The organism is Pseudomonas sp. LB3P58, assembly GCF_054897895.1.
The window spans coordinates 454,701-467,724 of sequence record NZ_JBUBVE010000001.1 but is presented as its reverse complement, the minus strand read 5'-3'; the positions used below and the strand labels follow the sequence as shown (position 1 = coordinate 467,724).

The window sequence follows — 13,024 nt, the reverse complement described above, 5'->3', positions numbered from 1 at the left end:
CACTCCAGTTGCAAATGTTGAATCTTGGGGTCAGAAAACTCAGTCCAAAGGCGGAACAGGTAACCCGCGTTTGGCGTAGAAGGCATCGACAAAGGCGGCCAATGTACCCTGTTGAATAGCCTCGCGCAAACCAGCCATAAGCGCCTGGTAATGGCGCAAATTGTGGATGGTATTCAACATGCTACCCAGCATTTCGCCGCACTTGTCCAGATGGTGCAGATAAGCACGGGAGAAGTTCTGGCAGGTGTAGCAATCGCAGGTCGGATCCAGCGGCGAATCATCATGGCGATGGAACGCGTTACGGATCTTCAGCACGCCTGTATCAATGAACAGATGCCCATTGCGGGCATTACGGGTTGGCATCACGCAATCGAACATGTCCACACCGCGGCGCACACCCTCAACCAGATCTTCCGGTTTGCCAACGCCCATAAGGTAACGAGGTTTGTCAGCCGGCATCTGACCCGGCAGGTAGTCGAGCACCTTGATCATCTCGTGTTTCGGCTCGCCCACCGACAGACCGCCAATGGCCAGGCCATCGAAGCCGATATTGTCGAGACCTTCCAGGGAGCGCATGCGCAGATCCTGGTGCATACCGCCCTGAACAATGCCGAACAGCGCCGCCGTGTTGTCGCCATGGGCTTCTTTCGAACGCTTGGCCCAACGCAACGACAGCTCCATCGATACCCGTGCGACGTCTTCGTCAGCCGGGTACGGGGTGCATTCGTCAAAGATCATCACGATGTCCGAGCCCAGATCACGCTGGACCTGCATCGACTCTTCCGGACCCATGAACACTTTGGCGCCGTCGACCGGAGAAGCGAAGGTCACGCCCTCCTCCTTGATCTTGCGCATCGCGCCCAGGCTGAACACCTGGAAACCGCCGGAGTCGGTCAGAATTGGGCCTTTCCACTGCATGAAATCGTGCAAGTCGCCGTGCTTCTTGATCACTTCGGTGCCAGGACGCAGCCACAAGTGGAAGGTGTTACCCAGAATGATTTCCGCGCCCGTGGCGGTGATATCCCGCGGCAACATGCCCTTGACCGTGCCGTACGTGCCCACCGGCATGAACGCCGGGGTCTCGACGGTACCGCGCGGGAAGGTCAAACGACCGCGACGAGCCTTGCCATCGGTGGCAAGAAGCTCAAAAGACATGCGACTGGTGCGACTCATTCTGTTTCCTCAGGGCCACGTGGTGCGGGATTACGGGTGATAAACATCGCATCACCGTAGCTGAAAAAGCGGTAACCATGCTCAACGGCGGCTTTATAAGCGGCCATGGCTTCGGGATAACCGGCGAACGCCGAAACCAGCATCAACAGCGTGGATTCGGGCAAATGGAAGTTGGTGACCAGGGCATCGACCACATGAAACGGCCGGCCCGGGTAGATAAAGATGTCGGTGTCGCCACTGAACGGCTTGAGCACGCCATCGCGCGCGGCACTTTCCAGGGAACGCACGCTGGTGGTCCCCACCGCCACCACACGACCACCGCGAACGCGGCAGGCTTCGACGGCATCGACCACGTCCTGACCGACTTCCAGCCACTCGCTATGCATGTGGTGATCTTCGATCTTCTCGACGCGCACCGGCTGGAAGGTGCCAGCGCCGACGTGCAAGGTCACGAATGCAGTCTCGACGCCCTTGGCGGCAATCGCCTCCATCAGCGGCTGATCGAAATGCAGCCCCGCCGTCGGCGCCGCCACAGCGCCCAAACGCTCGGCGTAGACCGTCTGATAACGCTCGCGGTCCGAGCCTTCATCCGGGCGGTCTATATAAGGAGGCAACGGCATGTGCCCGACGCGATCGAGCAGCGGCAACACCTCTTCGGCAAACCCCAGCTCAAACAACGCATCGTGACGCGCCAGCATCTCGGCTTCGCCACCGCCGTCGATCAGGATCTTCGAACCCGGCTTCGGCGACTTGCTCGACCGCACATGGGCCAGCACGCGATGACTGTCGAGCACCCGCTCCACCAGGATTTCCAGCTTGCCGCCGGAAGCCTTCTGGCCAAACAGCCGCGCCGGAATCACCCGGGTATTGTTGAACACCATCAAATCGCCCGGGCGCAAATGCTCGAGCAAATCAGTGAATTGACGGTGCGCCAGGGCGCCGCTGACCCCATCAAGGGTCAACAGGCGACTGTTGCGACGCTCGGCCAAAGGGTGGCGAGCGATCAGCGAATCAGGGAGTTCGAAAGTAAAGTCAGCAACGCGCATGATGGGGTTCGTCTAGCAGGGGCCGGAAGTCTAGCCGAAATAGTGAAAATTCTCTATGTACCTGATTGACCGACGGTAATCTCATCTCTATACTTCGCCGCCATTGAGCCCTGATGGCGGAATTGGTAGACGCGGCGGATTCAAAATCCGTTTTCGCAAGAAGTGGGAGTTCGAGTCTCCCTCGGGGCACCAAAATTAAGAAAGGTCTTGCTTAGCAAGGCCTTTTTTTCGTCTGTAGAAAAGCCACCCCGCCCCCCGTAGGAGCTGCCGAAGGCTGCGATCATTTGATCTTGCTTCTCTTCCATGCCTCTAGCGCCGGCGGAACATTTCACAAGGATTCCCCCCATGGAGTTGCTGCTGGAAACCGTCGCCCTCTTCTCCCTCAAGCTCGCTTACGAGACGGAAGATTCAAGTCCGATTCTGCGGGATGATTTGCTGATGAGTGATTATGAGCGGGAGGTTTTTGGGTTGTTGGTGCGTAGGGGGGATGTGGAGGCGATTCAGGGGAAAGAGGATGAATGCCTGAGTTTGGCGCTGAACGCCATCGGCGGTGTCAATACGGTCCTAGGCCGCGAGCTGCATAGATTAGCGGCAGATTTCAGAACTGCACAGACGATGGAGCAGCTTGATGCCCCGCTCAACGCGCTCAAGGACTATCTAAAAGATATTCAATGAAGGAAAGGGGCAGCCTAAAAACCGGAGACGCCCGATAGGCGCACCGAAGCCGGTCGCCACGTATTTACGAACAATAAATCCGCCCCCTTTTCCAGACCGACTACATTGGGTTTCGGCGGCTTGCCAATTTCGCGAGTTTTCCGAAATTTACTAGAACTCGACGCTGTGATAAACGCCTTCAGCACCCACATTATGACCAAAGCCGCACCACTCACCTGCCGTGCGCTTCACAGTGAGCAGATCTTTTTTTATATCGAAGTCGTATACACAGTCGCCTTCGTCATCTCCGCTCATGGCGTAATGAGCCTTGCCGTTATCAACCTCTAATACCGTTGAAAACTCACCCATATTGGGACCGTAATACATCGCCATCAGGCCAGCGTAATAACCCTGAAAATCAACTTTGTATTTCTGACCCTGCGGCTTGAAAGTCATCGTGTTCCATAACGAAGCCCCGGCATATTGCCAATATTGCCCTTCTGACTTAGCAGACAGTTTCTCTACCGAGTTTTTTATATCGCCACTAAATTTCTTGAGGTTAAAAATCGACCTTTTGTCATTTGGAAGAATATTTAGCCATGCCCGGGCCTTAAGGTAATTTCCTTCGTGCACATAGGTGAGAGCGACGTTATTGTAGGCCATCGCAACTGCCTCTTCGTCAAACTGACAACTCTCCGACCAGCCGATCTGCCGCTCGTACTGCTCCCGAGCCTTGGCGTATTGCTTAAGCTTGTAATACTTTCCGCCCTCGGCGGAGTATTCACTAACTTTAAGACAGTTAGCCGTCACCTCTTCCTCAGTAATGTCCGCTTGAGCAAAAAGCGGGAAAATAAAAAGCAGTATGATCGCGTCAATCTTTATAAAGCGGCGCACTGAAGGATAGAAGCGCTGAACATCCATATTATTTTTTCCTGTTAAAAACTTAAACTCCAAACAGCGCAAAGGGTAGCGTTGTCATGAGGGAGAAACAATTGCATAAAAAGGGGACAGACCATCTGACCGAAAAGGGTACAGCTTTATTTCCATTCACTCTGCTAAACATTTCAAGCCCACACGATTTGAGCAAATTACTTATTTTAAGCAGGCAATACAAACCTTGCTTGAAGCCTATGCAACAACTCGAACGTATTCAAAAAAGGAACATTCAGCTCCTTACAAATATTGGGAATAATGAATTTTCGTTTAGCATCGAGGTTTAGCACTTCATGAGTAACGACTGTAGCCCCTGTAGTCATTGCTTTCGCAATCAACCAAGGGTCAGCACCTGCTAAAAATTCGTCCATAGCGCCTGTTTTCATCTTAGGCGCTTGATCAGCCACAAGCCCCGCAACCTGCATGAATGCCAGTTGCGTATCCTGATCGGTGGTGGAGTGAAAGAAATCACAATTGTCCTTCGCCCAATCCGCCAGATCGTCATGCCCTTTTGTTAGCTCATCCATTACAGGTGCAATGCTGGCTAAAGCCAATGCTTTATTCTTAAGTAGTAACCATTGCCAAAACCCAGGACAGATAGCCATCCCGTAGTAACGATTTTTTGCTTCGATCAGCGTGTTAGCGTCGAGTAAATGATTCATTCCGTAATCATGCTGGCGAGAGTCCTTAATTTGGCAGGTTGCACGCCGAGCAAATGTCCCGCATCGCGCAGCAGCATCCGGCCACTCATTGCTTCAGTCAGCACCGCCTTGCTTAGGCTAGGGCTGTTTTTCGCAGTGGCGTTGCGGTAGTAGTTACCCGCGCCACCTTTATCATCCTGAAAAGCCTTGAGGATCATTCGATAGTAAGCGCTGTATTGGGTCTGGCTTATGTATCCAAGATCTAATGCGCGGCGACCAATCGCCAATTTACTGATGTGAAACCGAGTTGCCAGCGGAGCCAGGTTTTCTTCCCAGTTAACATCGGCGTTCCACAAGGCACGGAATTGGGCTTCGGGAGCCAGAAATTCACCTGCAACTGCATTGCAGAATCGTTCCTCGTCTCGACCATTAGCGGTGTTTCCGTCAGACACTCCACTACTACCAATCCAGATATGTGCCAGTTCGTGAAGCAAGGTGAACAGCCGGGCGGTGGGGGCGTCGGAACTGTTGATGAATACAACGGGGGCGTAGGCATTACTGATGGCAAAACCACGAAACTCGCTAACTTCAAGTTTGCGATGAGTATTTCCTAGAGCAATGCCACTGCGCATAACCAAAATGCCAGCCGTTTCTGCTGCCTCGATCAAGGCACGGCTGTATTTGTCGTAATCTAATCGAGCAATGTCAGGGTTCACGCCGAGGATCCGGCGAATATCGTCCACCACCTCTGCGACTTGAGATCGGCTATTGAAGCGACCTACAAATGCCAGCGGCTGATGCTCCTGGTGTTGCAGATACTCCAGGTACCAGTCCTGCTTACGTATGGAATCCCGTACGGTGTCCAACAATTCCAAACTGGGACGTTGAGGCGCAAGCCCACCGACAGTCCGCAGATCAGGCAAAGGCAGTTCTTCGACGGGAGGCTTCTGAAGAAACAGGAAGCCAAAAGGAATATGAGCGACGCTCGCCCACTTTTGAGCCTGAAGGAATGTCGGCTTGGTCTCTCCAGCCTCCCATTCCTGTACTCGATCAGGTTTCACCGGCAGCTTTCTAGCAACCTGTTCAGTGGAGAGACCTGCGCGCTCACGAGACCATGTGAGCAGGCTTGGATTGACTAAGGCGGCTTGACTCATAGGGTCACAGGCAATTCAGACAGGGGCAGTAACCGTTCGAGAGCATCCTTTGCAGATGCATCCGACTGACGCTGGTTCCGTTTGTCTGGCATTGCCTTTCTCCTTGGCTGTTAAAAATCTGGTGGCAGCGGCTACAGATTAGTAGAGAAGCTGAGCTACCGACATGAGACGACCGGTAGAAGCGCGCGATTATGAGGTAAATGCGCGAGGACCCGAAGCGTAAATATGTAACCCCCAGACGGATGGCGGGACGTTGTTTCATTGCGTTTCATGACGGAAGTGCGCCACGCCCCGGCCGGCCACTGCGCCTTTATCACCCGAGTTTTCGCGGTGGTTGACCAGATTGTTACCCATTAATTTCGAAGGTTGCAGGAACGAGGTCTCCACGATACCCTCCCACCGTCGCTGCCAATTCAGCGACCGGGTGTGAGAGCCCGCAACAATCAAGGCGCAAAGCGCCCCAAAACCTATCGTGGCGTTTTTTTTCGTCTGCGATATGGCTTTATGGCGGCTGTGCGTGGGAGACCTTCGGGTCTACCGGTTGCCTTGATTGCCGGTTTCTCACCCCGCGCACGGCTGTCACCCAAGCCTGTGAGAAGGCTCGTGGCAGCTCCTCAAATCAAGGATGTTGACCCATGACTAGAACAAATCCGTACAAAAATTGGCTTTTCCCTCTACGCAATTCCCAATCGAGTAACGCTCCACCATCCCTCCTCTCCTACCGCCTCTCCGTCATCGGAGGTGGCCAATGACCGATCAACCCGAACTCAAAACCATCGGCCTCACACCCGCCATCTACTGCGCGAATCAAGCCCTATTCCACGTAACTCGCGGCGTTCCTCTCGGTGATGCGTTATCAATGGCTTCTGACTTTCTGTTCCTCGCCAAGAAGCTGACCGAAGATGCTGCTTACGCCACAGATACCGACCGCCACGCCTGGGCCGCGCATTATTTGACGGCGATGAGCAAGGCGGTGGTGGATGATGCGGTGAAGGTGCTGAATCGGGATCGGGACAATGAGATGGCGTCTAAGCGGGCGGGGGCGAAGGCTGAGGGATAGTCGGCGAAGCGCCGGGTTAGCTTTTGGTTTCAAGAGTTAGGCGTGATGTTGTGGGAGCGGGTTTGGTTGCGGTAGGTGTGGTATTCAGCGGGATAGGTGGATGCCTTGCGTTTTTCGCGAGCGAGCTCGCTCCTACAAGTGGTTGAGGTCACTTCAGGGTTTTGCGTTGGTTGGGCTGGCGCTATCGCGAGCAGGCTCGCTCCCACAGGGGTTGTGTGTGGTGGCTGGCATTCAGGATTGGCCCCGAGGTTTTTCGGGGCTTTTTATTTTTCGGCTGTTACAGCGGGATAGATCAACGCATCGGCTCCCTGAATTGCCCACGGATCTGACACTCCCGCTCGTTGGTAAACACCACGCCGTCGCGCATGAATTTGGGAGTCGATGACTTGCATGACTTCACGCCGTCGGCTTACCCGGCTCTTCCTGCCCCGCCGCCCGCACTGCAACCTCAATCGCCCGAACACTGATCGCCGCAAATATCGCTGTCATCAGCACCCCGTTGAACCCCAGAAAAATCGCCAGAACCCGCGAGACGCCAAGTTTCGGCACGAGTTCTCCATAACCAATGGTCAAACCGGTCACGAAGCCGAAATAGATGCCGTCAAAAGGATCCCAACCCTCCAGGTGGCTGATGATGAGGCCGATCAGCACGATCAGAAAAAGCAGTATGGAAAAGATCGGCCAGACAACGCGAAAGTAGAACCCGACTGCTTTGTAGAATTCTCGACGGACGTGCGACGCATGACTGGGGTTCATGGCATGAGCTTCCTGAGGTTTGTCTGAGCGGCGGGCGTATTAACACTCCATCAGCTTGGCACAAGCGCTGGAAACTGGCCCCGACCATTCAGGGACGACGCCTCGGGCCGCACTCTTCTAGACTCAATAGAAGGTCGTAGAAAGAACCGAACACGTCGCTTTGGTGCAGATGAATCAAAAGCAGCGTGGCAAGCTGCCTTAATGCCCTTATAGAGGTGCGGCGAAGACCGCGCCGGGCACAACAAGATGCCCGCACAGGGTGCCCTGGCCAACGGCCTGAAATTGCCACGATACCGTGACGTGGTGTGAGTGCCGCAGCCGACACTTTCGGACGACCGACAACCCTCTGGTTTGTCCGTGACCGTGAGGAATGCTGAATGCCTGATGAGATGTTGCAATTGCCTATGGTCAACAGCGTGCTGGAGCGCCACAAGGGCTCTGCGGGTGCACTGTTGCCGATTCTTCATGAGATTCAGGAGGGCATCGGTTATATCCCCGATGCCGCCATCCCCGAGATTGCCCACGCGCTAAACCTGAGTCAGGCCGAGGTTCGCGGGGTGATCAGCTTCTACCATGACTTCCGCACCGCGCCTCCAGCCCGGCATATCCTGCGTCTGTGCCGGGCCGAGTCCTGCAAGAGCCGCGGCGCCGAGCAGCTTGCGGCGCAGTTGCGCGAACGCCTGCAACTGGACGACCACGGCAGCAGCGCCGACGGCAACATCAGCCTGCGCCCGGTGTATTGCCTCGGCGCCTGTGCCTGTTCGCCCGCCCTTGAGCTGGATGGCCAGGTGCATGCGCGGCTCAGTGCCGAGCGTCTGGATGCTTTGCTTGATGCTTGCCGGGAGGATGCATGATGTCGGCTTTCTATATGCCCGGTGATTCGCTGGCCCGTGCCGTTGGTGCCGAAGAGGTTGTGGTAGCCCTTATCACCCATGCCCGGGGACGCATTGTGCCTCTGGAGGTGAAACGCACCAGCTCGCGCGGTCTGTACTGGCTGGAACCACTGCTGGAAGTGGACACGCCGCAGGGCCGTTTCGGCTTCGGCCCGCTGACGGCTGCCGATGTGCCGTCTGTGCTCGAAGCGCTCAAAGGCGAGCCGTCTTCTCATCCTCTGGCCTTGGGCCTGGTGGAAGAGTTGCCCTATCTGAAGACGCAACAACGCCTGCTGTTTGCCCGTGCCGGTATCACCCGGCCGCTGTACCTCGACGATTACCGGGATCATGGCGGTTTCGAGGGTTTGAAAAGAGCCGTCACCATCGGTGGCGAACAGACCGCGACTGAGGTGTTCGACTCAGGCCTGCGTGGCCGTGGCGGCGCGGCCTTCCCGGCCGGGATCAAATGGCGCACGGTGCGCGCCACCCAGGCAGCGCAGAAATACATTGTGTGCAACGCCGACGAAGGCGACTCCGGCACCTTCGCCGATCGCATGTTGATGGAAGGTGACCCCTTCCTGCTGATCGAAGGCATGGCCATTGCCGGCATTACCGTCGGCGCCAGTTACGGCTACATCTATGTGCGCTCGGAATACCCGGCTGCCGTGGCGACACTGCGTGCAGCGCTGGACATCGCCCGGACCGCCGGTTACCTCGGCGCCAATGTCGGCGGCAGCGGTCAGGCCTTCGATATGGAAGTACGCGTCGGGGCCGGCGCTTACATCTGCGGTGAGGAAACCGCGCTGCTGGACTCTCTCGAAGGCAAACGCGGGATCGTCCGCGCCAAGCCGCCGATCCCCGCGTTGCAGGGCCTGTTTGGCCTGCCGACCCTGGTGCACAACGTGCTGACCCTGGCCTCGGTGCCGCTGATTCTGGCCAAGGGCGCGCAGTTTTATCGCGATTACGGCATGGGCCGCTCCCTCGGCACGATGCCTTTCCAGCTGGCGGGCAATATTCGTCGCGGCGGCCTGGTGGAACGGGCCTTTGGCCTGACCCTGCGGGAACTGGTGGAAGACTACGGCGGTGGTACCGCGAGTGGCCGACCGCTGAAAGCCGCTCAGGTCGGCGGCCCGCTCGGCGCCTGGGTGCCGCCAAGTCAATTCGACACGCCGCTGGATTACGAAGCCTTCGCCGGCATCGGCGCCATGCTCGGTCACGGCGGTGTGGTGGTGGCTGACGACAGCCTGGACATGGCCCACATGGCGCGCTTCGCCATGCAGTTCTGCGCCGAGGAATCCTGTGGCAAATGCACCCCATGTCGCATCGGCTCGACCCGGGGCGTGGAGGTGATCGACCGTCTGCTGGCCGCACCTGACCAGAACGGTCGCGATGAGCAGGTGATCATCCTCAAGGACCTGTGCGACACCCTGCAATACGGTTCGCTGTGCGCGCTGGGCGGCATGGTCTCCTTTCCGGTAGCCAGCGCCCTCAAGTACTTCCCCGCCGACTTCGGTCTGCAATCTTCGGAGGCCGACCAATGATCACTCTCTTCGACCCGAACACCGATATCGATCTCGGCACCCCGGCCCGCGACAGCCAGGTGCAGGTCACCCTGAACATCGACGGCCGCAGCATCAGCGTGCCCGAAGGCACCTCGGTGATGCGCGCCGCCGCGCTGCTGGGCACCACCATTCCGAAACTGTGCGCCACCGACAGCCTGGAAGCCTTCGGTTCCTGCCGCATGTGCCTGGTTGAAATCGACGGCATGCGCGGCTACCCGGCGTCCTGCACCACGCCGGTCACCGAAGGCATGAGCGTGCACACCCAGACGCCGAAGCTCGCGACCCTGCGCCGCAACGTCATGGAGCTGTACATCTCCGATCACCCACTGGACTGCCTGACCTGCTCGGCCAACGGCAACTGCGAGCTGCAAACCGTCGCCGGTCAGGTCGGCCTGCGGGAAGTGCGTTACGGCTATGAAGGCGACAACCATCTCGCCGACGTGAAGGACACCTCCAACCCGTATTTCGATTACGACCCGAGCAAGTGCATCGTCTGCAACCGTTGCGTGCGCGCCTGCGAAGAAACCCAGGGCACCTTTGCCTTGACCATTACCGGGCGCGGTTTCGAATCCCGGGTTGCGGCCGCCGGTGGCGATAACTTCCTCGACTCGGAATGCGTATCTTGCGGCGCCTGTGTACAAGCCTGCCCCACCGCGACCCTGATGGAAAAAAGCGTGGTCGAACTGGGTCAGCCCGAACGCAGCGTGATCACCACCTGTGCCTATTGCGGCGTGGGCTGCTCGTTCCGCGCCGAGATGAAAGGCGACCAACTGGTGCGCATGGTTCCAGACAAGAACGGCCAAGCCAACCACGGCCACTCCTGCGTCAAAGGGCGCTTTGCCTGGGGCTACGCCACTCACCCGGATCGCATCACCAAACCGATGATCCGTAAAAACATTAACGACCCTTGGCAGGAAGTCAGCTGGGATGAAGCGGTGACCTACGCCGCCAGCGAATTCCGCCGGCTGCAGCAAAAATACGGCCGCGATTCCATTGGTGGCATCACCTCCAGTCGTTGCACCAACGAAGAAACCTATCTGGTGCAAAAACTGGTGCGCGCCGCGTTCGGCAACAACAACGTCGACACCTGTGCGCGGGTCTGCCATTCGCCAACCGGTTATGGCCTGAAACAAACCCTGGGAGAGTCCGCTGGCACCCAGAGTTTTGATTCGGTGATGCAGGCCGACGTGATCCTGGTGATGGGCGCTAACCCGAGCGATGCCCACCCGGTGTTTGCCTCCCAGCTCAAACGTCGCCTGCGTGAAGGCGCGCGACTGATCGTCATCGACCCACGACGCATTGATCTGGTGGACTCGGTGCATGCCCGCGCCGAACTGCACCTGGCCCTGCGCCCGGGCACCAACGTCGCCATGCTCAACGCCCTGGCCCACGTCATCGTCACCGAAGGCCTGCTCAATCAGGCCTTTATCGACGCTCGTTGCGAGGGCACGGATTTCACCCATTGGAGCGAGTTCGTCAGCCGCGCGGAAAACTCGCCGGAAGTCCTTGGCGCCATCTGCGGCGTAGAACCTGCCGACATCCGCGCCGCCGCCCGCCTGTATGCAACCGGTGGCAACGCAGCGATCTATTACGGTCTGGGCGTCACCGAACACAGTCAGGGCAGCACCGCGGTCATGGGCATCGCCAACCTGGCCATGGCCACCGGCAACATCGGCCGCGAAGGCGTTGGCGTGAACCCGCTGCGTGGGCAGAACAACGTTCAGGGCTCCTGCGACATGGGTTCTTTCCCCCACGAGCTGCCTGGCTACCGCCACATCTCCAACGAGGTGGTACGGACGCAGTTCGAACAGGCCTGGAATGTCACCCTGCAACCCGATCCGGGCCTGCGCATTCCCAACATGTTCGAAGCCGCCCTCAGCGGCAGCTTCAAGGGCCTGTATTGCCAGGGCGAGGACATCGCCCAGAGCGACCCGAATACCCAGCACGTCACCGCAGCCCTGTCCGCCATGGAATGCATCGTGGTGCAGGACATTTTCCTCAACGAAACCGCCAAGTTCGCCCACGTGTTCCTGCCGGGCTGCTCGTTCCTGGAAAAAGACGGCACGTTCACCAACGCCGAGCGACGCATCTCCCGGGTGCGCAAGGTCATGGACCCTCTGGGCGGCAAGGCTGACTGGGAAGGCACCGTGGCCCTGGCCAACGCCCTGGGCTACCCGATGAACTACACGCACCCGTCAGAAATCATGGATGAAATCGCCAGCCTGACGCCGACCTTCACCAACGTCAGCTACACCGAACTGGATCGCCACGGCAGCCTGCAATGGCCGTGCAACGCCGCGGCACCGGACGGCACGCCGACCATGCACATCGAGGAATTCGTGCGCGGCAAGGGACGCTTCATGCTCACCGGCTACGTGCCCACCGAGGAGAAGGTCAACAATCGCTATCCGCTGCTGCTGACCACTGGGCGCATCCTCAGCCAGTACAACGTCGGCGCTCAGACACGGCGTACCGAAAACGTTGCCTGGCACGACGAAGACCGCCTGGAAATCCATCCGAGCGACGCCGAGAGCCGTGGCATCAACGAAGGTGACTGGGTCGGCATCGGCAGCCGCGCCGGCCAGACCGTACTGCGTGCTCGGGTCACCGAACGGGTCGCCCCAGGCGTGGTGTACACCACTTTCCACTTCCCTGAATCGGGGGCCAACGTCATCACCACCGACAACTCCGACTGGGCCACCAACTGTCCGGAGTACAAGGTCACGGCCGTGGAAGTCAGCCGCGTCTACCACCCTTCCGAGTGGCAAAAGCGCTATCAGGAGTTCAGCGACAACCAGCACCGCCTGCTCGACGAACGCCGCCAGGCGCGTGGCTCTAAAGCCGAGGTACGCCGATGAGCACTGAAAATCTGATCAAAATGGCCAATCAGATCGCCCAGTACTTCGCCAGCCAACCGGACCAGCAACAGGCCGTGCTCGGCGTGCGTAATCACCTGCAGATGTACTGGACGCCCGGCATGCGTAAGGAATTGCTGGCCTGGCAGACGGAGCATCAGGGGGCAGACTTGCACCCACTGGCGCAGGCGGCGGTCAGTGGGGCGGGCTGGGAGGCTTAGACCAGCAGAACTGTGGAAAAACCTGTGGGAGCGAGCCTGCTCGCGAAAGCGGTGTATCAGTCACTACAAAGTCGTCTGACAGTCCGCATTCGCGAGC

Annotated in this window: 13 protein-coding genes and 1 tRNA gene; 7 read left to right on the top strand and 7 right to left on the bottom strand. The window is 58.0% G+C overall.

What is annotated here, in order from left to right; all coding sequences use genetic code 11:
- Positions 1-39: 39 nt before the first annotated feature.
- Positions 40-1,155, bottom strand: coding sequence for a tRNA guanosine(34) transglycosylase Tgt (gene tgt / locus ACYZTZ_RS02125; protein WP_462000633.1), 1,116 nt, complete (start codon positions 1,153-1,155; stop codon positions 40-42).
- Positions 1,156-1,169: 14 nt separating this feature from the next.
- Positions 1,170-2,219, bottom strand: a complete 1,050-nt coding sequence (queA, locus tag ACYZTZ_RS02120) for a tRNA preQ1(34) S-adenosylmethionine ribosyltransferase-isomerase QueA (RefSeq protein ID WP_461997077.1) — start codon at positions 2,217-2,219, stop codon at positions 1,170-1,172.
- Positions 2,220-2,326: 107 nt separating this feature from the next.
- Here queA and ACYZTZ_RS02115 point away from each other — a divergent pair.
- Together ACYZTZ_RS02115 and ACYZTZ_RS02110 are read left to right on the top strand one after the other, a co-directional pair.
- Positions 2,327-2,411, top strand: a tRNA-Leu gene (locus ACYZTZ_RS02115).
- 153 nt (positions 2,412-2,564) lie between these two features.
- Positions 2,565-2,894 carry a hypothetical protein gene (locus ACYZTZ_RS02110; protein ID WP_461997076.1) on the top strand — a complete coding sequence of 110 codons (330 nt, stop codon included), beginning with the start codon at positions 2,565-2,567 and terminating at the stop codon, positions 2,892-2,894.
- Between the two features lie 150 nt (positions 2,895-3,044).
- Here the strand turns inward: ACYZTZ_RS02110 and ACYZTZ_RS02105 are convergent, their stop codons facing one another.
- The 4 genes from ACYZTZ_RS02105 to ACYZTZ_RS02090 all read right to left on the bottom strand — a co-directional run bounded on the left by ACYZTZ_RS02105 (position 3,045) and on the right by ACYZTZ_RS02090 (position 5,988).
- A complete protein-coding gene (locus ACYZTZ_RS02105) occupies positions 3,045-3,794 on the bottom strand; it encodes a tetratricopeptide repeat protein (RefSeq protein ID WP_461997075.1) in 750 nt (249 codons plus the stop codon).
- Positions 3,795-3,970: 176 nt separating this feature from the next.
- Complete coding sequence (locus ACYZTZ_RS02100) at positions 3,971-4,468, bottom strand: DUF4411 family protein (RefSeq protein WP_461997074.1); 498 nt, start codon at positions 4,466-4,468, stop codon at positions 3,971-3,973.
- Positions 4,465-5,601, bottom strand: a complete 1,137-nt coding sequence (locus tag ACYZTZ_RS02095; RefSeq protein WP_461997073.1) for an ImmA/IrrE family metallo-endopeptidase — start codon at positions 5,599-5,601, stop codon at positions 4,465-4,467. The genes ACYZTZ_RS02100 and ACYZTZ_RS02095 overlap by 4 nt, the downstream gene beginning before the upstream one ends.
- A 258-nt stretch (positions 5,602-5,859) precedes the next feature.
- Positions 5,860-5,988 (bottom strand): hypothetical protein, encoded by a 129-nt coding sequence (locus tag ACYZTZ_RS02090; protein WP_461997072.1) that lies wholly within the window; start codon positions 5,986-5,988, stop codon positions 5,860-5,862.
- A 361-nt stretch (positions 5,989-6,349) separates the two neighbouring features.
- Between ACYZTZ_RS02090 and ACYZTZ_RS02085 the strand changes: the two genes are divergently transcribed.
- Positions 6,350-6,661, top strand: a complete 312-nt coding sequence (locus ACYZTZ_RS02085; protein ID WP_283189971.1) for a DUF3077 domain-containing protein — start codon at positions 6,350-6,352, stop codon at positions 6,659-6,661.
- A gap of 396 nt (positions 6,662-7,057) precedes the next feature.
- Here the strand turns inward: ACYZTZ_RS02085 and ACYZTZ_RS02080 are convergent, their stop codons facing one another.
- Positions 7,058-7,417, bottom strand: a complete 360-nt coding sequence (locus ACYZTZ_RS02080) for a potassium channel family protein (RefSeq protein WP_461997071.1) — start codon at positions 7,415-7,417, stop codon at positions 7,058-7,060.
- 377 nt (positions 7,418-7,794) lie between these two features.
- Here ACYZTZ_RS02080 and ACYZTZ_RS02075 point away from each other — a divergent pair, with 377 nt between their 5' ends.
- Genes ACYZTZ_RS02075 through ACYZTZ_RS02060 form a run of 4 tightly spaced genes read left to right on the top strand, consistent with a single transcriptional unit; the run spans position 7,795 to position 12,927 of the window.
- The gene (locus ACYZTZ_RS02075; protein WP_461997070.1) at positions 7,795-8,271 is read left to right on the top strand and encodes a formate dehydrogenase subunit gamma; all 477 of its coding nucleotides are present in this window, start codon (positions 7,795-7,797) and stop codon (positions 8,269-8,271) included.
- On the top strand, positions 8,268-9,830 hold the full coding sequence (locus ACYZTZ_RS02070; protein ID WP_461997069.1) for a formate dehydrogenase beta subunit: 1,563 nt from the start codon (positions 8,268-8,270) through the stop codon (positions 9,828-9,830). The genes ACYZTZ_RS02075 and ACYZTZ_RS02070 overlap by 4 nt, the downstream gene beginning before the upstream one ends.
- Positions 9,827-12,709, top strand: a complete 2,883-nt coding sequence (fdhF, locus tag ACYZTZ_RS02065) for a formate dehydrogenase subunit alpha (protein ID WP_461997068.1) — start codon at positions 9,827-9,829, stop codon at positions 12,707-12,709. Before ACYZTZ_RS02070 ends, fdhF begins: the two co-directional genes overlap by 4 nt.
- On the top strand, positions 12,706-12,927 hold the full coding sequence (locus tag ACYZTZ_RS02060) for a formate dehydrogenase subunit delta (RefSeq protein WP_095131521.1): 222 nt from the start codon (positions 12,706-12,708) through the stop codon (positions 12,925-12,927). The genes fdhF and ACYZTZ_RS02060 overlap by 4 nt, the downstream gene beginning before the upstream one ends.
- Positions 12,928-13,024: the final 97 nt, after the last annotated feature.

Bases quoted from the DNA above. Each gene is read 5' to 3' on its own strand.
- ACYZTZ_RS02100 (WP_461997074.1), bottom strand. From the start codon at position 4,468: ATGAATCATTTACTCGACGCTAACACGCTGATCGAAGCAAAAAATCGT.
- tgt (WP_462000633.1), bottom strand. From the start codon at position 1,155: ATGTCTTTTGAGCTTCTTGCCACCGATGGCAAGGCTCGTCGCGGTCGT.
- queA (WP_461997077.1), bottom strand. From the start codon at position 2,219: ATGCGCGTTGCTGACTTTACTTTCGAACTCCCTGATTCGCTGATCGCT.
- ACYZTZ_RS02110 (WP_461997076.1), top strand. From the start codon at position 2,565: ATGGAGTTGCTGCTGGAAACCGTCGCCCTCTTCTCCCTCAAGCTCGCT.
- ACYZTZ_RS02060 (WP_095131521.1), top strand. From the start codon at position 12,706: ATGAGCACTGAAAATCTGATCAAAATGGCCAATCAGATCGCCCAGTAC.
- ACYZTZ_RS02070 (WP_461997069.1), top strand. From the start codon at position 8,268: ATGATGTCGGCTTTCTATATGCCCGGTGATTCGCTGGCCCGTGCCGTT.
- ACYZTZ_RS02105 (WP_461997075.1), bottom strand. From the start codon at position 3,794: ATGGATGTTCAGCGCTTCTATCCTTCAGTGCGCCGCTTTATAAAGATT.
- ACYZTZ_RS02085 (WP_283189971.1), top strand. From the start codon at position 6,350: ATGACCGATCAACCCGAACTCAAAACCATCGGCCTCACACCCGCCATC.
- fdhF (WP_461997068.1), top strand. From the start codon at position 9,827: ATGATCACTCTCTTCGACCCGAACACCGATATCGATCTCGGCACCCCG.
- ACYZTZ_RS02095 (WP_461997073.1), bottom strand. From the start codon at position 5,601: ATGAGTCAAGCCGCCTTAGTCAATCCAAGCCTGCTCACATGGTCTCGT.
- ACYZTZ_RS02080 (WP_461997071.1), bottom strand. From the start codon at position 7,417: ATGAACCCCAGTCATGCGTCGCACGTCCGTCGAGAATTCTACAAAGCA.
- ACYZTZ_RS02075 (WP_461997070.1), top strand. From the start codon at position 7,795: ATGCCTGATGAGATGTTGCAATTGCCTATGGTCAACAGCGTGCTGGAG.